This is a genomic window from Achromobacter sp. SLBN-14 (assembly GCF_006715415.1).
Lineage (GTDB): Bacteria > Pseudomonadota > Gammaproteobacteria > Burkholderiales > Burkholderiaceae_B > Achromobacter > Achromobacter mucicolens.
Genome location: NZ_VFNE01000001.1, coordinates 4,065,680 through 4,086,743, shown reverse-complemented (window position 1 = coordinate 4,086,743; position 21,064 = coordinate 4,065,680). Strand labels below are relative to the sequence as shown.

Below are 21,064 nucleotides of genomic sequence, written 5' to 3'. Positions count from 1 at the left end.
GCGCCTGGCGCGCCGGGATAGCGATCTTTACTTGCGGAACAAGTTGCGGGCGATGATGTTGATGCCCAACACCAGCAGCGTGATCAGCGTCGCGCCGGCCCAGGCCAGGTTGTTCCAGTCCTTGAAGGGGCTGGCGGCGTATTGGTAGATGACGACCGGCAGGTTGGCCATCGGCCCGTTCATGTTCAGCGACATGAATTGGTTGGACAGCGCGGTGAACAGCAGCGGCGCGGTTTCGCCGGAGATGCGGGCGATGGCGAGCAGCACGCCGGTGATGATGCCGGACTTGGCGGCGCGATAGCACACCATGGTGATCATGCGCCACTTCGGGCAGCCCAGCGCGGCGGTGGCCTCGCGCAGGCTGTTGGGCACCAGAAGCAGCATGTTGTCGGTGGTGCGGACCACGACGGGAATCACCAGGATGGACAGCGCGACCGCGCCGGCCCAACCGGAGTAATGCCCCACCTGCGCCACGTACACGGCGTAGATGAACAGACCGATGATGATCGACGGCGCGGACAGCAGCACGTCGTTCAGGAATCGCGTGGCGGGCGCCAGCCAGCCGCGCTGGCCGTATTCAGCCAGGTAGGTGCCGGCCAGGATGCCCACCGGCGTGCCGATCAGCGTGCCGACGCCCGCCATCATCACGCTGCCGAGAATGGCGTTGAGCAAGCCCCCCGCCTGGCCCGGCGGCGGCGTGATTTCGGTGAAGAGCGTGTACGACAGCGCGGGCGCGCCCTTCATCAGCAACGTGATAATGATCCAGAACAGCCAGAACAGGCCGAAAATCAGCGTCGTCATCGACACGGCGAGCATGATGCGATTAACCACGCGGCGCCGGCGATAGATGCCGTTCTGCATGTTGAGTACGGATTCAGCCATGGTTTTTCCTTGTGCTTCCGGGCGTCAGGTCTTCTTGCCTTCGCCAGCGGACAGGCGGACCAGCAGCGCCTTGGCCAGGGCCAGCACGATGGTCGTGATGAGGAACAGGATCAGGCCCAGTTCCAGCAACGCCGCCTTCTGGATGCCGCCCGCCTCGTTGAATTCGTTGGCGAGCGCCGAGGCGATGGAGTTGCCGGGCGAAAACAGCGAGCCGGACCACTTGAACGCATTGCCGATGACGAAGGTCACGGCCATGGTTTCGCCGAGCGCGCGGCCCAGGCCGAGCATGATGCCGCCGATGACGCCCGACTTGGTGAAGGGCAGGACAACGCGCCACATCACTTCCCAGGTCGTGCTGCCCAGGCCGTATGCCGATTCCTTGAGCATCGCGGGGACCAGCTCGAACACGTCGCGCATCACGGCGGCGATGAACGGGATGATCATGATCGAGAGGATCAGGCCGGCGGTAAAGATGCCGATGCCGAACGGCGGGCCCGCGAACAGTCCGCCGATGATGGGAAGATTGCCCAACGTCGCGATCAGGAACGGCTGCACGTACTGCTGGAACACGGGCACGAAGACGAACAGGCCCCACATGCCGTAGATGATGGACGGGATGGCCGCCAGCATTTCGATGGCGGTGCCCAGCGGGCGGCGCAGCCAGGTCGGCGACAGTTCGGTCAGGAAGATGGCGATGCCGAAGGACACCGGCACGGCGATGATGAGCGCGATCGCGGACGTCAGCAACGTACCGATGATCGGCACAACCGCACCGTAATTGGAATTGACCGGATCCCAGTCATTGAGCCACAGGAACGACAGGCCGTATTTGGCCAGCGATTCGCGGCTGCCATAGATGAGGGAGATAAGAATTGCCGCCAGCAGAATGAACACCAGGAAGGCGAACAGGCGGGTCAGATTCTTGAACAGCGCATCCATCAGCGCGTTTTTTGTTTGCTTCATAGGCGAAGGCGTGCCGGTAGTCACGGAATCCGCCACGCTGGGCGGAAGCGGCACACTATTATCCATTACCGCGCTCATGGATGGACTTTCCTTAGGAAACCTGGGGGGAACAGCAGGTAGGTCGAATTACAGGCGGCGGCCCCGCCCGCCAGGTGGCGTCGGGGCCGCGCGTTACTGATTTACTTCCAGACAGCCTGGCCGTCGGCGGACTTCACTTCGCCCCAGGCGGCGCGGATTTCCTTGGTCACGGCTTCCGGCAGCGGCACGTAGTCCATGGCTTCAGCCGACTTGGCGCCGTTCTTGAAGGCCCAGTCGAAGAATTCCAGCACCGCCTTGCCCTGAGCCGGCTTGTCTTGCGACTTGTGGATCAGGATGAAGGTAGCGGCGGTGACGGGCCACGAATCGGCGCCCGGCTCGTCGGTCAGGACCACGCCCATGCCCGGCGCGCTCTTCCAGTCGGCGTTGGCGGCCGCGGCGGCGAACGCCTTTTGCTCGGGCTGGACGAACTTGCCGTCCTTGTTCTGCAGTTGCGTCCAAGCCAGCTTGTTCTGCTTGGCGTAGGCGTATTCGACGTAGCCGATCGAGTTCTTCAGCTGGCCGACGTAGGCGGCGACGCCTTCGTTGCCCTTGCCGCCCTGGCCGGTGGGCCACTTGACGGCCTTGCCTTCACCGACTTGCGACTTCCACTCCGGCGACACCTTGGACAGGTAGTTCGTCCAGCCGAAGGTGGTGCCCGAGCCGTCCGAACGGTGCACGACGATGATGTCGGCCGACGGCAGCTTCAGGTCGGGGTTCAGCGCCTTGATGGCGGCGTCGTCCCACTTCTTGACCTTGCCCAGGAAGATGTCGGCCAGGACCTTGCCCGACAGCTTCAGCTTGCCCGGCTCGACGCCGTCGACGTTCACGACGGCAACGGTGCCGCCGATCACGGCGGGGAATTGCAGCAGGCCGTGCTTTTCCAGGTCGGCAGCCTTCATCGGGTCATCCGAGGCGCCGAAGTCGACGGTCTTTGCAATGATCTGCTGCTGGCCGCCGCCCGAACCGATGGACTGGTAGTTGACCGCGTTGTTGGTCGCAGCCTTGTAGTCGGACGCCCACTTGGCGTAGATCGGGTACGGGAACGATGCGCCGGCGCCGGTCACGTTGGCGGCCTGGACAGCGAAAACGGCGGCGCTCAGCGCGACGCCCACGGAAACTTGCTTGAAGACACGTTTGAACATCTGGGTTCCTTCTGTGCTCGTTAAAGGAGTCTTGGCAGGCTTTTTAGCTGCCTGTCTTTCAGCGACCCTCGCATCTTAGGAGCCCAACGTGACAAGACCATGACAGTCATGATCCCCAGTGGCCGACCGGCAAAGCCAGATCCATTCGGCTGCATTGGCAAGCCCGTCCCCGAATGAAAAAAGCCCATTTCCACTGCGGAAATGGGCTGGCCGGGGCCATGCTCAAGCTCGGGGACCGGCATGGCGCGGCGGTCGGCACCTGGTGCAATATCAGGGACGGTTTACCGCCGTGCCGGTGTTACACGCCCAGCTTCTGCATCAGGAACTGGTGCAGGTTGAAGGGCTCGCGGCGGCTTTTGACGCGCGCGTAGTCGCCGCTGGGTTGCTGCTGCCAGGCGAGCTGGTTATCGCGCAGGGCATAGGTGAATGCCTCGTCGATGACGCGCTTCTTGAGCGTCTTGTCATAGATCGGGAAAGCGATTTCCACGCGCCGGAAGAAATTGCGGTCCATCCAGTCGGCCGACGACAGGTACACCGTCTCTTCGCCCTCGGCATAGAAATAGAAGACGCGGGAGTGCTCCAGGAAGCGGCCCACGATGGAGCGCACGCGGATGTTCTCCGACAAGCCCGGCACCCCGGCGCGCAGGGCGCACACGCCGCGCACGATCAGGTCGATCTTCACGCCCGCCTGGCTGGCTTTGTAGAGCTCGGCGATGATCTGCTCTTCGAGCAGCGAATTCATCTTGGCCATGATGCGCGACCGCTTGCCCGCCTTGGCGGCGCGCGCCTCGGCGCGGATCAGCGACACCATGCCCTCGTGCAGGGTGAACGGCGACTGCATCAGCGACTTCAATGCCCGCCGCGCGCCCAGGCCGGTCAGCTGGGCGAACACCTTGTCCATGTCCTCGCACAGCTTGGGATCGGCGGTCAGCAGTCCGAAATCGGTGTACAGCCGCGCCGTGCGGGGATGGTAGTTGCCGGTGCCCAGGTGGGCGTAGCGGCGCAGACGCCCTTTTTCGCGGCGCAGCACGACCGCCATCTTGGCGTGCGTCTTGTGCGCCACCACGCCGTAGACGACATGCGCCCCCACCTCTTCGAGCTTTGAGGCCCAGTTGATGTTGGTCTGTTCGTCGAATCGCGCCATCAGCTCCACGACCACCGTCACTTCCTTGCCGGCGCGCGCGGCCGCCAGCAGGATCTTCATCAGCTCGGAGTCCTCGCCGGTACGGTAGATGGTCTGCTTGATGGCCATCACGTCGGGATCAAGCGCGGCCGCGGTCAGGAAATCGATGACGGGCTGGAACGACTGGTAGGGGTGGTGCAGCAGGCGGTCGCACTCTGCCACCGCTTCAAAGAGATCGGCCGGCTTGTCGCCGACCCGGTCAAAGGGCGCGGGCACCGGGGCGCGATAGTCGGGAAACAGCAGATCCGGGCGCGCCGCGGAATTGCACAGCTGCATGAGGCGCGACAGGTTCACCGGGCCGGGCACACGATAGGTGTCGTCCGCCTTGAGCGAGAACTCGCGCTGCAGGAACGTTTCGAGCTCAACCGGCGTCAGCTTGTCGATCTCCAGCCGGACGGCCGCCCCGAAGTTGCGCTGCGACAGCTCGCCTTGCAACGCATGGCGCAGGTTGGTGACTTCTTCCTCGTCCACGAAGAGATCGCTGTTGCGCGTGACGCGCCACTGATAGCAGCCCAGCATTTCCAGGCCCGGAAACAGCTCGCCCACGAAGGCGCGCAGCAGCGAGGTCAGCAGGATGTAGCCTTCGGGCTGCCCCGACAGTTCCTGGGGCATCTTGATCAGACGCGGCAGGGCCCGGGGCGCCTGGACGATGGCGATCGATGCCTGACGGCCGAAGGCATCGGCGCCCGCCAGCGACACGATGAAATTCAGGCTCTTGTTGTAGACGCGCGGAAACGGATGCGCGGGATCCAGCCCGATGGGCGTCAAGAGCGGCATCACGTCGCGATGGAACACGTCGCGCGCCCATTCCTGCTGCGCGGCGTTCCATTCGGAAGCGTGATGCAGCGCGATGCCCTCGGCGTGCATCGCCGGCAGGATGTCGTCGTTGAGCAGGTTGTACTGGCGGCCCACCAATTCATGCACGGCCTGCTGAACGCAGTCGAAAGCCTCGTCCGGCGTCATGCCGTCCGGTCCGACCAGGTTGGGCGACTGGCGCTGCTGCTCTTTCAAACTGGAAATCCGGATCTCGAAGAACTCGTCCAGGTTGGAACTGACGATGCACACGTAGCGCAGCCGCTCGAGCAGCGGCGTCTTGGGGTTCTCCGCCATCGCCAGCACCCGTTCATTGAACTTGAGCAGCGACAATTCGCGATTCATGAGCAGAGGCTCGCCTGGCGGACGTGTGGGCATACCGGATTCCATACGAAAAGAGAGCGTGAAGTTTTACTGCAAAAGAGTGACGGTTCTATGACAGCGCCCATTCGCTAAGGGTACGTCAAATACGGGACGTATGGCGCATCGGCCTGACGCTTGCAAGCGCCTGTTCCATAAGCAAAAACCCGAAGCCGAAGGCGTTGTCACATGGGGTCTCTATAATCGGTCCACCTCACAGCCAATATCACGAGCCGCATGGATCAACTTCTGGCCGCGGTGGACCTCGGGTCCAACAGCTTTCGCCTCTCCATCGGACGCATCGTTCAGCAGGACGGTACGCCCCAGATTTACCAGATCGACCGCCTCAAGGAAACCGTCCGGCTGGCCGCCGGCCTGGATGCCGATAAACGGCTTAGCGACGACGCCATCGACCGCGCCATCGCCGTGCTGGAACGCTTTGGCGAACGGCTACGCAGCTTTCACCCCAATCGGGTGCGCGCGGTGGCCACCAACACTTTTCGCGTCGCCCGCAACACGCGGGACTTCCTGCCCCGGGCCGAAGCCGCGCTGGGGTTTCCGATCGAAGTCATCGCCGGCCGCGAAGAGGCCCGCCTGATCTTCACGGGCGTGGTCAACACCCTGCCCCCCTCCCCCAACAAGCGCCTGATCATCGACATCGGCGGCGGTTCCACCGAAGTCATCATCGGCAAAGGGCTCGAGCCCGGTCTGATGTCCTCGCTTTACATGGGGTGCGTCAGTTACAGCCGCCAGTTCTTCTCGGACGGCGTGGTGGACGCCCACCAGATGAAACAGGCCGAACTGGCCGCGCGCCGCGAGATCGAAGTCATCGCCAAGCAGTACCGCAAGACGGGCTGGAAAGAAGTGTATGGCTCTTCCGGCACGGCCAAGGCGCTCTTTGCCATCCTGACCGAAGGCGGCTATTCCAACCGCGGCATCACGCGCGTGGGGCTGAACAAGCTGAAAGACCGCCTCGTGCGCTCGGGCCGCGTCATTCCGTCCGAGCTGCCCGGCATCAAGATCGAGCGCGCCGACGTGCTCCCGGGCGGCCTGGCCATCATGAGCGCGTTGTTCGACGAACTGGGCATCGACGTCATGCACACCGGCGACGGCGCGCTGCGGCTGGGCGTGCTGTACGACCTGCTGGGCCGCGACGACGAGCACGACAAGCGCGATGAATCGGTGCGCCAGTTCATGAAGCGCTATCACGTCGATGTGAACCAGGCGCGCCGCGTGCGCCACGCCGCCCTTACCCTGTTCGATGCGATGTTCCCGGAAGGCCAGGAACGCGCCGAACTGCGGCCCGCGCTCGGCTGGGCGGCAGACCTGCACGAAGTGGGCCTGTCGATCGCGCACAACGCGTATCACAAGCACACCGCCTACGTGCTCGAAAACGCGGACATGCCCGGCTTCTCGCGCGCGGACCAGCAACTGCTGGCCCTGCTGGCGCTGGGTCACCAGGGCAAGCTCGTCAAGCTGGAACCCCTGGTGCGGTCGCGCCCGCAGTGGAAAGCCATTCTGGCCCTGCGTCTGGCCGTGCTGCTGTTCCGCCGCCGCGGCGAGATCGAGCCCCTGCCGCTGACCGCCTCGGTCCGCGACAACTCCATCGTGGTGCGCGTCAATCGCGAATGGCTGGCCGAACATCCGCTCAGCGACTTCACGCTGCGCGCGGAAGAAGCCGAGTGGAACAAGGTCGGGTTTTCGTTCGAGTTGCTGGAGTTCTGAAGCGGCCGCGCGGGGCGGCCTGGCCGCACCGGCGCTTCAAAATGGCGACAGATCGGTTTCGCGATCGAGCCGCCTGAGTTCCATGCGCAGCGGCCGGGTGGCCCGCCGTATCAGTCTGATAGTCATTCGGCGGAGCAGGCGGCGCATGGTAGTGGCGTCTAGCGCTGAGTATTAAGGACGGCCGGCTGATCCAGGCCGAAGTGGCGGCGGTAGCGCTCGTCCATGCGCTCCATCTTCAAGAGGACCGGAAAGTCGGCGGCGTTGAAATCCGGATCCCAGGCGGGTTCGCCGCAAACCTTGGCGCCCAGCTTCAGGTAACCCTTGATCAGCGGCGGCACGCGAGCCGGCAGCGTGCTGTTCAGCTTTTCGACCGGGTAGCGGTGCAGCGGCGTGACGCGCGGCTCGTTGCCCTGGGGCATCTGCTTGGCAACCGTGCGCCAGACTTCGGCGGCGGTGACGCCATCGTCGCGCAGGCTGACGCTGGCGCAACCCAGCACATATTCGTAACCGCCGCGGCGCAGGTATTCGGCCAGGCCGGACCACAACAGCATGATGACCGCCCCGCCCCGGTAATCCGCGTGGGTGCACGAGCGGCCGACCTCGACGACTTCGTCGCGGATGGCGCCCAGACCCGACAGGTCGAACTCCGATTGCGAGTAATAGCCGCCGGCTTCGAGGGCTTTTTCGGGGGTCAGGATCCGATAGGTGCCGACGACGCGGTCTGTGTCGAGCTCGCGCACCATCAGGTGTTCGCAGAAGGGATCGAAGCGGTCTTGTTCGATGCCGTCTTGCGCATCTGGAAAGACGGCGCCCATGTCTTCCGTGAAGACGTCATAGCGCAGGCGTTGAATCTGCTCTATTTCTTCGGCGGTACGCGCCAGGCCGACCGCCAGGACTTTGGGGGCGGCGCCCGTCCAGGGTTCTGCGGTACTGCGGCTCGGGTTGATGCGTGCTAATTCCAGCATTGCGCGAAGCTCCTAGAGAGTCCAGCCAGTGTGGACGCCCTGTATGTCAATGACTTGACCAATATGTTACGTGACTATGAAGATTAGGCCGGTACAGAAAGTGCACATAAACAAAGGCCACGCGCCGATTTTCGACGCGTGGCCCACATATTAAAACGAAAACTCCGGGTTTACCCCAAGCTTTGCGCAAGCTTCTCGGCGGAATTGGTCGCCAGCGCCTCGTCTTCGGCCTCGACCATCAGACGCAGCTTGGGTTCCGTCCCCGAAGCGCGGATCAGGATCCGGCCGCGGCCGTCCAGTTCGGCTTCGACCGCCTGGCGCGCCGCCGTCAGACCGGGATGCGTCTTCCAGTCCATGCCGGGCGTGAGCGGCACATTGATCATCTTCTGCGGATACATGCGCAGATCGCTGACCCAATCGCCCAGCGCAGCCGAATTGCGGCGCAGCGCCGTCAGGACCTGCAAGGCGGCCACGATGCCATCGCCGGTGGAGTGGCAGTCCAGGCACAGCAGGTGGCCGGAGCTTTCGCCGCCGTACAGCCAGCCGCGCGACTGCATCTGTTCCAGGACGTAGCGGTCGCCGACGTTGGCGCGGTCAAAGCCCACGCCCAGTCGCTTCATTTCGCGCTCGAAGCCGAAATTGGTCATCAGCGTGCCCACGACGCCTTCGACCTTGCCGCGCTGCATGCGCTCGCGCACGATGGCGTACATCAGCTCGTCGCCGTTGTAGATGCGGCCCTCGCCGTCGACCATCTGCAGGCGGTCGGCGTCGCCGTCCAGCGCAATGCCAAGCTGGGCGCCGCGCGCCTTGACTTCCTTGGCCAGCAGCTCGGGGTGCAGCGCGCCCACGCCCTTGTTGATGTTGAAACCGTCCGGGTTCACGCCGATCGCGTGGACTTCGGCGCCCAGCTCACGGAAGACGTGCGGGGCGATGTTGTAGGCGGCGCCGTGCGCGGCGTCGACCACGATGGTCATGCCGTTCAGGTCCAGATCGTTGGGGAACGTGCTCTTGCAGAACTCGATGTAGCGGCCCTGGGCATCGCCCATGCGGCGCGCGCGCCCCAGGCCTTCGGAGCTGACGCAGCCCAGCGGCTCGTCCAGCGCGGCCTCGATATCGGCTTCGATGTCGTCGGGCAGCTTCATGCCCTGCGCCGAGAAGAACTTGATGCCGTTGTCCTGGTAGGGATTGTGCGATGCGCTGATGACGATGCCGGCGACCAGGCGCAGGGCGCGGGTCAGGTAGGCCACGGCGGGCGTGGGGATTGGGCCGGCCAGCAGCACGTCGATGCCGGCGGCGGACAGCCCCGCCTCCAGCGCGGATTCCAGCATGTAGCCGGAAATCCGGGTGTCCTTGCCGATGACGACCTGCGGGCGCGTCGCGCCGCGCACCGCGTGCTCGCGCGCCAGCACGCGGCCAGCCGCGTAGCCCAGCCGCAGCGCGAATTCGGCGTTGATCACCGGACCGCCGACTTCACCGCGTACGCCATCGGTACCGAAATATTTGCGTCGAATCATGAACTGATAGCTCCTTGTTCAGCCGCCTGCCATACCTTAAGCGCATCCACGGTGGCCGCAACATCGTGCACGCGCACGATGGAGGCGCCACGCGCGACGCAGGCAAGCGCGGCGGCAATGCTGCCGGGCAGCCGGTCGCCGACCGGCCGGCCTGTGGCCTGGCCGATCATGTTCTTGCGCGACAGGCCGATCAGCAATGGATAACCGGTGCTGCGCAGGCTGGACAGCCGGCGCAGCAGTTGAAAGTTCTGGTCGGCCGTCTTGCCAAACCCGAAACCCGGGTCCAGCACGATGCGCCGAGGATCGATCCAGGCCGCGCGCAGCTTTTGCGCGCGTGCCCCCAGGAAGAGGCCAATTTCACCGATCAGGTCGGTGTACTCGGGCGGCGCCGCCTGCATGGTGCGCGGCTCGCCTTTCATGTGCATGACGCACAGGCCGCAGCGCGATTGCGAGACGGCCTCGATCGCGCCCGGCTGCCTGAAACCATAGATGTCGTTGATCATGTCCGCACCCGCGTCCAGCGTGGCGCGCATGACTTCCGGCTTGAAGGTGTCGATGGACAGCGGCACGCCGCAGTCGCGCAGCGCCTCGACCACCGGCAGCAGCCGGTCCAGCTCGTCGGACACGGACACGGGGTCTGCGCCGGGCCGCGTGGACTCGCCGCCCAGATCCAGGATCTGCGCGCCTTCGTCGATCAGCCGGCGCGCATGCGCCACCGCGGAATCGGTATCGTCGTGCTGGCCGCCGTCGGAAAACGAGTCCGGCGTGACATTGACGATGCCCATGACAAGCGGGCGCTCGAGATCAAACTCGAAGCGCCCGCAAAGGAAGTTATTTGCCATAACCCAGAACGAAGGACCTCAGACCGCAGCTGCCGTGTTGCCGCCTGCAGCCAGGCCGGTCGGCGGCGTATCGGACGTATCCGACGGGCCTTGCGGCGTCTTCGGGGGACGCGGGGGACGGCCCTCCATGATGTCGTTGATCTGGTCGGCGTCGATGGTTTCCCATTCGAGCAGCGCGGCGGTCATCACTTCGACCTTGTCGCGGTTGTCTTCCAGGATCTTGCGCGCAACGCCGTACTGCTCGTCGATGATGCGGCGGATCTCGGTGTCCACCTTCTGCATGGTGGCTTCGGACATGTGCGTGGTCTTGGTGACGCTACGGCCCAGGAAGACTTCGCCTTCGTTCTCGGCGTAGACCATGGGACCCAGTTCGTCGGTCATGCCGTAGCGCGTGACGATGTCTCGGGCGATGGCGGTGGCGCGTTCGAAGTCGTTCGAGGCGCCCGTCGTCATCTGGTCCATGAAGATCTCTTCCGCGATACGGCCGCCGAACAGCACGGCGATCGTGGACAGCAGGCGGCCCTTGTCCATGCTGTAGCGGTCGGTTTCCGGAAGCTGCATGGTCACGCCCAGCGCACGGCCGCGCGGGATGATGGTGACCTTGTGGACGGGGTCAGTCTTGGGCAGCATGCGCGCGACGATCGCGTGGCCGGACTCGTGGTACGCGGTGTTCTTGCGTTCCTCTTCGGGCATCACGATGGAGCGGCGCTCGGCGCCCATGATGATCTTGTCCTTGGCCTTCTCAAAGTCGGACATATCCACCGTGCGGCCATTGCGGCGGGCGGCGAACAGCGCGGCTTCGTTGACCAGGTTGGCCAGGTCGGCGCCGGAGAAGCCCGGGCAGCCGCGCGCCAGGATGGTCGCGTCGACGTTGGGCGACAGCGGAACCTTGCGCATGTGAACCTTCAGGATCTGCTCGCGGCCACGGATATCGGGCAGCGGCACGACAACTTGGCGGTCGAAACGGCCCGGACGCAGCAGCGCCGGATCCAGCACGTCGGGACGGTTGGTCGCGGCGATCACGATGACGCCCTGGCCGGATTCGAAGCCGTCCATTTCAACCAGCATCTGGTTAAGCGTCTGTTCGCGCTCGTCGTTGCCGCCACCCAGACCGGCGCCACGCTGGCGGCCGACCGCATCGATTTCGTCGATGAAGATGATGCAAGGCGCGTGCTTCTTGGCGTTTTCGAACATGTCGCGGACACGGGCCGCGCCCACGCCGACGAACATTTCAACGAAGTCCGAGCCCGAGATGCTGAAGAACGGCACCTTGGCTTCGCCGGCGATGGCCTTGGCCAGCAGCGTCTTGCCGGTACCGGGCGAGCCCACCATCAGCACGCCGCGCGGAATGCGGCCGCCCAGCTTCTGGAACTTGCTGGGGTCGCGCAGGAAGTCGACCAGCTCCTGGACGTCTTCCTTGGCTTCGTCGCAGCCGGCAACGTCGGCGAAGGTGATCTGGTTGGTGTTTTCGTCGAGCATCCGGGCGCGCGATTTGCCGAAGCTGAACGCGCCGCCCCTGCCACCGCCCTGCATCTGGCGCATGAAGAACACCCAGACGCCGATCAGCAGCAGCATGGGGAACCACGACACGAAGATGCTCATCAGGAGCGACTGCTCTTCACGCGGTTTGCCGGACACCTGCACGCCGTACTTCAGCAGGTCGGAGACCATCCAGAGATCGCCGGGCGAAGTCAGCGTATAGGCGCGGCCCGCGTCCGGGGTGACGTACAGCACGTCGCCTTGAACGTCGACCTTGCGGATGCGTCCCGCCTTGGCGTCGTCCATGAACTGCGTGTAGGTCACGCCGTCCTGGGTCTGAGCGCGTCCGTCGAACTGTTTGAAGACGGTGAACAGCACCAGGGCTATCACCATCCAGACAGCGACTTTGGAAAATGAATTGTTCAAGGTCGATCTCCTGCTTTCGATTCCGACCGGCGACTGTGCACCCGCGTATGGCACAGTCACAAGTATGTCAATAGCCCATTCTAACCTGTAGGACGGAGTTGCGTCCTGGCAGCCGTGGGGCCCATTTAATTACATTTGATTCTTGAGTTTTCTGGTCGTTGTCTCGGCGGGACGGGGTTTTCTTGGCCAGGGCACCTTGCCCCGGATGGATACGGAAGGGTTACTTCAGATCGCGCGCCACCAGAAAGGTTTCAGAGGACTTGTCCCGTGACGCCTTCGGTTTGCGTTCAACCACCCGGCGAAAGCGCTTTTTGAAGGATTCGACGATCTGCGAAAAGCCAGTGCCGTGGAATGCCTTGACGATCAGCGCCCCGTTGGGCTTGAGGTGGGCGCAGGAAAATTCCATCGCCAATTCGCATACATGCTGGATGCGCGCGGCATCGGCAATACCCACCCCGGACAAGTTGGGGGCCATGTCGGAAATAACAAGGTCCACCGCGCGGGTTCCGACCATGTCTTCCAATTGTTTCAAGACTTCGTCTTCGCGGAAGTCGCCCTGGATGAATTCCACGCCTGCCACGGGTTCCATGGGCAGGATGTCCAGCGCGATAATGCGGCCGTCCACGACGCCGCCCGGCCCCGCGAGCCGTTCGCGCGCCACCTGTGACCAGCTGCCGGGCGCGGAGCCCAGGTCGACGACCAGGTCGCCGCGGCGCAGCAGCTTTTCGGTGTCGAGAATCTCGATCAGCTTGAAGGCGGCGCGGGCGCGATAGCCCTTCTGTTGCGCCAGCTTCACATAGGGATCGTTGATGTGCTGGTGAATCCAGTCTTTAGAGAATTTATTCTTGGCCATTACCGTACAATTCCACGCATGCCTATATTAGAACTTACCTCTCGTGAGCGCAGCGACCTGCGGTCCGCCGCTCACCCTCTGCGCCCTGTCGTCCTGATTGGCGACAACGGCCTGACCGACGCCGTGCTGAAGGAAATCGACCGGGCGCTGACGTCGCATGGCCTCATCAAGGTTCGCGCCGGCGGCGACGACCGCGAGGCCCGTGACGCCATGCTTGCCACGATCTGCGACACGCTATCGTGCGCGCCCGTGCATCACCTGGGCAAGACCCTGATCCTGTTCCGCCCGCTGCCCGGCAACATCAAGCCCGCCGCGCTGGCCGCCCAGGAGCCCGAAGCCCCGGCCAAGCGCCGCGCCTCGGAGCCGTACACGCCCAAGAAGCTGGCCGCCGAAGGCCGGACCCTTGCCAAGCGCCCGCGCCGCAGCGAGTCCGAAGAGCCCGCGCCCGCCAAGAAGCGTTACGTCCCCCAGGACGAACTCAACAAGAAGGGCAAGCCCATGCGGCCGTCCAACAAACGCGCCACCACCAGCGGCCACGGCATTCCGCGCCGCGCCGGCAGCGCGCTGAGCCTGCGCGCCGGAGCCCGCAGCGGCACCAGCCGCAAGACTCCAAAACGGTAAGTCCAGGCACAAAAACGGGCGCTTTACGCGCCCGGTCCACCATAGCGATCCGCAATGTACCGCGGAATTCAGACGAACGTTGCGTCAGGGCCAGGGTGGTTTGACATTTTTACTGCTTGACGGGTTTGCGTCAGATGTAACGCACACCCAGGACTTCATACTCGCGAACGCCAGCCGGGGCCATGACCTCGACCACGTCGCCTTCGCTCTTGCCGATCAGCGCGCGAGCCACGGGGCTGGACACGGAAATCAGGTTGGACTTGATATCAGCTTCGACGTCGCCGACGATCTGATAGGTGACGCGATCGCCCGAATCCAGGTCTTCGATGTCGACGGTGGCGCCAAACACGGCGCGGCCTTCGGCCTCGAGCGAGGACGGATCGATGATGTGGGCATTGGAAAGCGTGCCTTCAAGCTCGGCAATCCGGCCCTCGATGAAACCCTGGCGCTCGCGAGCGGCATCGTACTCGGCATTTTCCGACAGATCACCCTGCGCGCGAGCCTCGGCGATCGCGTTGATCACAGCAGGACGTTCGACGGTTTTCAGCCGTTGGAGCTCTTCTTGCAAGCGCTCGGCCCCGCGCACGGTCAAAGGAATGGCAGACATGTCGTTTCCCAAACAAAAAGTAGAAAAACGCCCCGAAGGAGCGTTCTCGGTGAAGGCCGCTGGACCGGCGCGCTTGCCATCTGATGCTTGAAAAAACCTGGCGAGCGGCGCGGGCGACCAAAACAAAACCCCGGCTCGGGTCGGAACCGGGGCAATCAAGTTCATATTGTGGTCAAACTTGCTGGGAAATGCAAGCCGCCGGAGAAAACGGCCTTTTCGGCGCATTTCGCCGCTGTAACCCGCTAAAAACGGCGATTTCGCGCCAAAAACGCTGGCGATGCCGACCGTAGCGGCAAACCGGGATGCGGAGTGCGGGTTTTCCGGGATCCGCTATCGCTGAAAAACACCTGAAAGATTGCCTGTGCGGCTTGAAACGGGGCGCCAGGGCGCCCCGGCCCGCAGTGTTTACTTCGTGCGGCGCAACAGCGCATACAGGATGATGGCGCCGAAGGTGGCGGTACCGATGCCGCCCAGCGTGAAGTCGCCCAGCTTGATGGTGAAGTCGCCCGCGCCCAACACCAGCGTGACAGCGGCCACGATGAGATTGCGGTTGTCGGTGAAATCCACCTGATTGACGACCCAGATGCGGGCGCCGGCAATGGCGATCAGGCCGAAGACGACCACCGACATCCCGCCCAGCACGGGTCCCGGGATCGTCTGGATCAGTGCGCCGAACTTGGGCGAGAAGCCCAGGACGATCGCAATCACCGCAGCAATCACGAACACCAGCGTGGAATAGATGCGCGTGACCGCCATGACGCCGATGTTCTCGGCGTAGGTGGTGACGCCCGTGCCGCCAACGGCGCCCGACACCATCGTGGCCACGCCGTCGCCGACAAAGGCCCGGCCCAGGTAGCGGTCCAGGTCGCGCCCCGTCATGGCGCTGACGGCCTTCACGTGCCCGAGGTTTTCGGCCACCAGGATGATGGCGACCGGAACGATCAGGCCCATGGCCTCGGCCTTGAAGACAGGCGCCGAGAACTGCGGCAGGCCGAACCACGCGGCGGCGGACACCGCGGAGAAATCGATGGGCTTGCCCAGGCCCAGGCCGTTGGCCAGCACCGCGTACACCACGCAGGCAAGGATCAGGCCGACCAGGATGAGCAGGCGCTGCACCATGCCGCGGGTATAGACGGCGATGCCGCCGACGCAGACGATCGTGACGATGGCCATGGCGCTATCGAAGCCCGACGCCCCCATCGCGCCCTTGGCGGCGATGGGCGCGAGATTCAGGCCGATCACCGCCACCACCGCGCCCGTGACGACGGGGGGCATAAGCGTATCGATCCAGTTGGCCCCGCCGCCTGCCCGGGCGTTGACGATCCAGACGATGACGCCGATCAGCGTGTAAGCCAGACCGCAGGCAATGATGGCGCCCAGCGCGACGCCGATGTTGGCGTTGGCCCCGCCGCCGGCATAGCCGGTCACCGCGATGACGCCGCCGATGAACGCGAAGCTGGAACCCAGGTAGCTGGGCACCCGGCCGCCCACGAACAGAAAGAAGATCAGCGTGCCGATGCCCGACATCAGGATGGCGACGTTGGGATCGAACCCCATGAGCAACGGCGCCAGGACGGTCGAGCCGAACATCGCGACGACGTGCTGTGCGCCCATGGCGACGTTCTTGGGCCAGGACAGCCGTTCGTCGGGCGCGATGATGACGCCGGGCTCGGCGTCGTCCGCCAGGCGCCAGCGCGGAAAGTAGGAGTTGGACATGGATTCCCCGGGGTGGTACGAGAGGGTTTCAAACTGCGAGCGGGCGCCAGTGTAAAGGGGGCCATCAAGCGGGGGCAACGTTTAAGTTTTGCCGGCCGATTGCCGTATTAGTGGAAACCCCGAAATCCCAGGCAAAGGAACAGTCATGGCGATCAACAGCATCAGCGGCACCTCCCGGATCAGCAGCCTTGCAGATCTTTGGGCCGAGAAGATCCAGGCCAACAAGGAAGCGAAGAACGCTTCGGGACAGGATGCGGTGTCGGTGACTGCGGAAGGCAAGATCCGCGTCAACAATCCGGGCGCCACCAAGGTCGGCAACGCGCAGGCCACCGAAGAAACCGACAACGACGACGAATACACCCGCCAGATCAAGGAGTTGCAAAAGCAGCTCAAGCGCATCATGGATCAGATCGCCAAAGTAAAGGCGAGCGGAATGTCGGCCGAAATGAAGGCGCAGCAGATCATGGCGCTCAATGCCCAGGCTGTGCAGATCCAAGGCCAGATTTCCCACCTCCTGGCAAAACAGGCGCAGGCTGCCAAACAGGCCGGCGTGTCGGCCCAGGCCTGATTCGGGGCAAGCGATGTGGCGCCGTCGCTGATGGCGCGCATCAAAATTTCTGATTGGACGCTCCTCGGGCGTGCCGGTACTGTCTCCAGACAAATCTAAAACCACGGAGACAAACCATGCACGCTATGCGCACAGCCCTGGCCGGGGCGTTGCTGGCCGTTTGCGCGGCGCCGGCGCTCGCCGGCACCGTTACGGTGATCACGTCGTTCCCCAAGGACCTGACCCAGGCCTACAAGACCGCGTTCGAAAAAGCGAACCCAGGCATCACCCTGGAAATCCTGAACAAGAACACCGTGTCGGGCATCGCCTTCGTCCGCGAGACGCCGGCAGGCCAACGCCCTGAGGTCTTCTGGGCGAGTGCGCCCGATGCGTTCGAGGTGCTGGGGCGCGACAAGCTGCTGGCCAAGTCGGCCGACATCGCCAACAAGGACGTCCCCGACAAGATCGGCAGCTACCCCATCAACGATCCGGGCGGCATGTATCTGGGCCAGGCGCTGGCGGGCTACGGCATCATCTACAACACCCGGTACATCGCGGCGCACAAGATCCCGGCTCCCGTGGAATGGAAGGATCTGCTGTCGCCCAAGTGGTTCGGCCACGTGGGCATCACCTCGCCGTCGCGCTCGGGCACGATGCACCTGACGGTGGAGACCATCCTGCAGGGCGAAGGCTGGGATGACGGCTGGAGCACGCTGCTTCGCATGTCGGGCAACAGCAGCGCCGTGACCGAGCGCTCGTTCGGCGTGCCGGACGGCGTGAACAACGGCCAGTTCGGCGCAGGCCCGGTCATCGACTTCTTCGGACTGTCGAGCAAGTATTCCAAGTTCCCGGTCGAGTTCGTCTATCCCTCCGAGACGGCCATCGTCCCGGCCAACATCGCGCTGATCGAGGGCGCAAAGAATACCGAGGAAGGCAAGAAGTTCATCGCCTTCACGCTGAGCCAGGCAGGCCAGGAGCTGCTGCTGGAGCCGAAGATCTCGCGGTTGCCGGTGCTGCCCTACTCCGCGCTGGCCGGAAAGATTCCGCCGGGCTATCCCGATCCGGCGGAAATCGCCAAGCGCAGCAAGGTGCATTTCGATGCGGACCTGTCGCAGACGCGCTACTACGTCGTGCAATCGCTGTACGACCAGACCGTGACGTTCCGGCTGAAAGAGCTGCAAGCGGCCACCAAGGCCATCTACGACGCTGAAGCCAAGCTGGGCGACAAGGCCAAGAGCGGCAAGGCGGCGGAACTGCTGGACCAGGCGCGCAAGCTGGCCTGGGCGCCGTTGGTGGACAGCAAGAAGGCGGCCGATCCTGCCTTCCTGGCGATCTTCGCGGGCAACAAGAAGGACGCGGCGGTCAATCAGCAGATCACGCATCTCGAAGGCGAGTGGAACGGCCGCGCGCGCGCCAACTACGAAGAAGCCGTCAAGCTGGCGCGGCAAGCCGCCGCGCTCTGATACGCAGGACGCACTGAACGCGGCGAGCGGGCCTGACCTGCCCGCCGCGGGCAGCGCTTGTCTTCTGGCAACGATTTTCGGGAATCTCGATGAATCATTCGGGCCATTTGCGCCTGCCCCCCGGCCCCGTCCTGGCGGCGCTGCTGGTGTTGGGCTTTCTGCTGCTGTTCCTGATCGTGCCGGTGGGCACGGTCTTTCACAGCGCCTTCGTCAACGCCGACGGCAGCTTCACGACCGGGCACTTCGGCGCCTTCTTCAACCAGCCGTTGATGCGGGAGGCGTTCTTCAACAGCCTGTACGTGGCGGGCTGGTCGGCGCTGCTGGCCTCGCTGATCGCGGTGCCGCTGGCGTACTTCACGGTGCGCTTCGATTTCCGGGGCGCCCTGCTGATCCAGACCCTGGGCGTGCTGCCGCTCATCATGCCGCCCTTCGTGGGCGCGGTGGCCATGCAGCTGATCTTCGGCCGCTCGGGCAGCGTGAACCTGCTGTTGAACGATTGGTTCGGCTTCACGATTCCGTTCATGGAAGGGCTGAACGGCGTGATCTTCGTGGAGGCCATCCATTATTTCCCCTTCATCCTGATGAACCTGGTCGTGGCGCTGCGCAACATCGACGGGGCCATGGAGGAAGCGGCCTTCAACCTGGGCTCGCGGGGCTTCCGGCTGTTTCGCCGCGTGATCTTTCCGCTTGCCCTGCCCGGCTACGTGGCCGGCGCGTCGCTGGTGTTCGTGAAGGTGTTCGACGACCTGGGCACGCCGCTTGTGCTGGGCACCACCAACATGCTGGCGCCGCAGGCTTATTTGCGCATCACGCAGGTCGGATTGGAGGACCCGCTGGGCTACGTGATCAGCGTCATCATGGTGGGCTTCTCGATCCTGGCGCTGTGGCTGTCGGCGCGGGTGCTCAAGGGGCGCGACTACTCCACGCTGCAGAAGGGCGGCAATTCGATCCAGAAGCGCAAGCTGGGACCGGTGGAAAGCGTGCTGGCGTATGGCTGGATCGTGCTGGTGCTGCTGCTGGTGCTGTCGCCGCACATCGGCGTGTTGCTGCTGTCGCTGGCCAGTGTCTGGAGCTACGCGCCGCTGCCGGACGGGTACACGCTGGCGCACTACTCTGCCGTGTTCTCGGAATCGCAGGGCATGATCGCCAACACGTTGCTGTACTGCGGGCTGGCTGCCGGCATCGACGTGATCCTGGGCACCGCGATCGCGTACCTGATGCTGCGCACCCGGCTGCCTGCGCGCCAATGGCTGGATTTCCTTGCCTCCGCGGCGCTGGCGATTCCGGGCATCGTGCTGGCGATCGGCTTTTTGCGCACCTTCCGCGGCATCGAATTGCCGGGCACGGGCACGCTGCTGACTTCGTCGTGGATCATCATCATGCTGGCGTATTCCGTGCGGCGGTTGCCGTATGCGCTGCGCTCGTGCGTGGCGGCGCTGCAGCAGATCCACGTGTCGCTGGAAGAAGCCGCCCAGTCCCTGGGCGCCACGCGCATGAGCACGATCCGCCGCGTGGTGGTGCCGCTGATGGCGGGCGGCATGCTGGCGGGCTTTGTGACCAGCTTCGTCACCGCGGCCGTGGAACTGTCGGCCACCATCATGCTGGTGACCAAGGACAGCCAGGCGCCCATGAGCTATGGCATCTATCTCTACATGCAAAGTGCGGCGGGCCGGGGCCCGGGCGCCGCGCTGGGCGTCCTGGCGGTGGTCGCCGTGGGCATCGGCACATACATCTCGCACCTGCTGGTGGACCGCGCGTCCAAACGCCAGCAGCCGGCGCGCAATGAAGGGGAATCCGCATGAAGAAAGTCAGCGTCGAATGCCGCAACATTCAGCTTTCCTACGGCAACACCGAAGTACTCAAGGACGTCAGCATCAGCATCGAACCGGGCGAGTTCTTCGCGCTGCTCGGGCCGTCGGGGTCCGGCAAGTCCACGTTGCTGCGGCTGATTGCGGGGTTCAACCGGCATAGCGCCGGCCAGTTGCTGGTGGACGGCAAGGACATCAGCGGCACCCCGCCCTGGCACCGCAACATCGGCATGGTGTTCCAGAACTACGCGCTGTGGCCGCACATGACGGTGTGGGACAACGTGGCGTTCGGGCTGGTCGAGCGCAAACTGCCGCGCGCCGAGATCCGCACCAAGGTCGAAGCGGCGCTCGATCTGGTCGGCCTGTCCCAATATGCCAAGCGGCGGCCAAACCAACTGTCCGGCGGCCAGCAGCAGCGGGTGGCGCTGGCGCGCACCATCGTGATCGAACCGCAGGTCTTGCTGCTGGATGAACCCCTGTCCAACCTGGACAAGAAGCTGCGCGTGCAGATGCGCCAGGACCTCCTGAGCCTGCAGCGCCGCCTGGGGATCACGACGATCTTCGTCACGCACGACCAGGAAGAAGCGATGACGACCGCCGACCGCATGGCGGTGCTGGACCACGGCGTGGTGCAGCAGATCGGCGCGCCCAGCACGCTGTTTGACTATCCGGTGAACCGCTTTGTGGCGAACTTCGTTGGCACGATGAATGTGCTGGAAGGCAACGTGCGCGAGCGCACCAGCAGCAGCGTGACGCTGGCGGTGGACGGCGTGGGCGACCTGCATCTGCCGCTGGCGGGCGACGCGCCCGCGGCCACGCGGCTGGCGGCAAGTTTCCGGCCCCACACGGTGCAGATCGAGATGGCGGACGGCCTGGGCGATGCGCGCTACGTCTGGCTGCCCGGCATTGTGGAAAGCAGCGAATTCCTGGGCGAATTCACGCGCTATCAGGTGCAGGTCGGCGAACAGCGCCTGACCGCGGACCAGGCGCATCTGGCCGGGCTGTCGCCGTTTCCGGCGGGCGCGCCGGTGTCCGTGGGGCTGGAGCCGACACAGGTGCGGTTGCTGGCGGCCTGAC

Annotated in this window: 17 protein-coding genes; 6 read left to right on the top strand and 11 right to left on the bottom strand. The window is 64.4% G+C overall.

Annotated elements, in window-relative coordinates; genetic code table 11:
• Window positions 1-27 precede the first annotated feature (27 nt).
• The 4 genes from pstA to ppk1 form a co-directional block, all read right to left on the bottom strand.
• On the bottom strand, window positions 28-882 hold the full coding sequence (gene pstA / locus FBY20_RS18570; protein WP_082586400.1) for a phosphate ABC transporter permease PstA: 855 nt from the start codon (window positions 880-882) through the stop codon (window positions 28-30).
• A gap of 24 nt (window positions 883-906) precedes the next feature.
• On the bottom strand, window positions 907-1,923 hold the full coding sequence (gene pstC / locus FBY20_RS18565; RefSeq protein WP_056326851.1) for a phosphate ABC transporter permease subunit PstC: 1,017 nt from the start codon (window positions 1,921-1,923) through the stop codon (window positions 907-909).
• A gap of 101 nt (window positions 1,924-2,024) precedes the next feature.
• Window positions 2,025-3,065, bottom strand: coding sequence for a phosphate ABC transporter substrate-binding protein PstS (pstS, locus tag FBY20_RS18560; RefSeq protein WP_056326850.1), 1,041 nt, complete (start codon window positions 3,063-3,065; stop codon window positions 2,025-2,027).
• A 298-nt stretch (window positions 3,066-3,363) separates the two neighbouring features.
• Complete coding sequence (gene ppk1 / locus FBY20_RS18555; RefSeq protein WP_056326848.1) at window positions 3,364-5,439, bottom strand: polyphosphate kinase 1; 2,076 nt, start codon at window positions 5,437-5,439, stop codon at window positions 3,364-3,366.
• A 219-nt stretch (window positions 5,440-5,658) separates the two neighbouring features.
• Here ppk1 and ppx point away from each other — a divergent pair, with 219 nt between their 5' ends.
• A complete protein-coding gene (gene ppx / locus FBY20_RS18550; protein ID WP_056326846.1) occupies window positions 5,659-7,146 on the top strand; it encodes an exopolyphosphatase in 1,488 nt (495 codons plus the stop codon).
• Between the two features lie 158 nt (window positions 7,147-7,304).
• On the opposite strand, the gene FBY20_RS18545 is transcribed toward ppx, so the two are convergent.
• The 5 genes from FBY20_RS18545 to FBY20_RS18525 form a co-directional block, all read right to left on the bottom strand.
• Complete coding sequence (locus FBY20_RS18545; RefSeq protein WP_062841741.1) at window positions 7,305-8,111, bottom strand: GNAT family N-acetyltransferase; 807 nt, start codon at window positions 8,109-8,111, stop codon at window positions 7,305-7,307.
• A gap of 170 nt (window positions 8,112-8,281) precedes the next feature.
• Window positions 8,282-9,625 (bottom strand): phosphoglucosamine mutase, encoded by a 1,344-nt coding sequence (glmM, locus tag FBY20_RS18540; protein WP_056326842.1) that lies wholly within the window; start codon window positions 9,623-9,625, stop codon window positions 8,282-8,284.
• Entirely contained in the window at window positions 9,622-10,467 is an 846-nt protein-coding gene (gene folP / locus FBY20_RS18535) for a dihydropteroate synthase (protein WP_056326840.1), read from the bottom strand. The genes glmM and folP overlap by 4 nt, the downstream gene beginning before the upstream one ends.
• Window positions 10,468-10,485: 18 nt before the next feature.
• On the bottom strand, window positions 10,486-12,372 hold the full coding sequence (gene ftsH, locus FBY20_RS18530) for an ATP-dependent zinc metalloprotease FtsH (RefSeq protein ID WP_062841739.1): 1,887 nt from the start codon (window positions 12,370-12,372) through the stop codon (window positions 10,486-10,488).
• 220 nt (window positions 12,373-12,592) lie between these two features.
• Window positions 12,593-13,225, bottom strand: coding sequence for an RlmE family RNA methyltransferase (locus tag FBY20_RS18525; RefSeq protein ID WP_056326836.1), 633 nt, complete (start codon window positions 13,223-13,225; stop codon window positions 12,593-12,595).
• 18 nt (window positions 13,226-13,243) lie between these two features.
• Here FBY20_RS18525 and FBY20_RS18520 point away from each other — a divergent pair, with 18 nt between their 5' ends.
• Window positions 13,244-13,846 (top strand): YhbY family RNA-binding protein, encoded by a 603-nt coding sequence (locus tag FBY20_RS18520; protein WP_142053873.1) that lies wholly within the window; start codon window positions 13,244-13,246, stop codon window positions 13,844-13,846.
• 130 nt (window positions 13,847-13,976) lie between these two features.
• On the opposite strand, the gene greA is transcribed toward FBY20_RS18520, so the two are convergent.
• Together greA and FBY20_RS18510 are read right to left on the bottom strand one after the other, a co-directional pair.
• Window positions 13,977-14,453, bottom strand: a complete 477-nt coding sequence (gene greA / locus FBY20_RS18515) for a transcription elongation factor GreA (protein WP_008158056.1) — start codon at window positions 14,451-14,453, stop codon at window positions 13,977-13,979.
• A 405-nt stretch (window positions 14,454-14,858) separates the two neighbouring features.
• On the bottom strand, window positions 14,859-16,169 hold the full coding sequence (locus tag FBY20_RS18510) for a solute carrier family 23 protein (RefSeq protein ID WP_056326833.1): 1,311 nt from the start codon (window positions 16,167-16,169) through the stop codon (window positions 14,859-14,861).
• A gap of 145 nt (window positions 16,170-16,314) precedes the next feature.
• On the opposite strand from FBY20_RS18510, the gene FBY20_RS18505 reads away from it, so the two are divergent.
• From FBY20_RS18505 to FBY20_RS18490, 4 genes are all read left to right on the top strand, one after another.
• The gene (locus tag FBY20_RS18505; protein WP_056326831.1) at window positions 16,315-16,737 is read left to right on the top strand and encodes a FlxA-like family protein; all 423 of its coding nucleotides are present in this window, start codon (window positions 16,315-16,317) and stop codon (window positions 16,735-16,737) included.
• A 116-nt stretch (window positions 16,738-16,853) separates the two neighbouring features.
• Window positions 16,854-18,179: an ABC transporter substrate-binding protein gene (locus FBY20_RS18500; RefSeq protein WP_142053871.1), complete on the top strand. Its 1,326-nt coding sequence runs from the start codon at window positions 16,854-16,856 to the stop codon at window positions 18,177-18,179.
• An 89-nt stretch (window positions 18,180-18,268) separates the two neighbouring features.
• Window positions 18,269-19,981, top strand: coding sequence for an iron ABC transporter permease (locus FBY20_RS18495; RefSeq protein WP_056326828.1), 1,713 nt, complete (start codon window positions 18,269-18,271; stop codon window positions 19,979-19,981).
• Window positions 19,978-21,063, top strand: coding sequence for an ABC transporter ATP-binding protein (locus FBY20_RS18490; RefSeq protein ID WP_062841735.1), 1,086 nt, complete (start codon window positions 19,978-19,980; stop codon window positions 21,061-21,063). The genes FBY20_RS18495 and FBY20_RS18490 overlap by 4 nt, the downstream gene beginning before the upstream one ends.
• Window position 21,064: the final 1 nt, after the last annotated feature.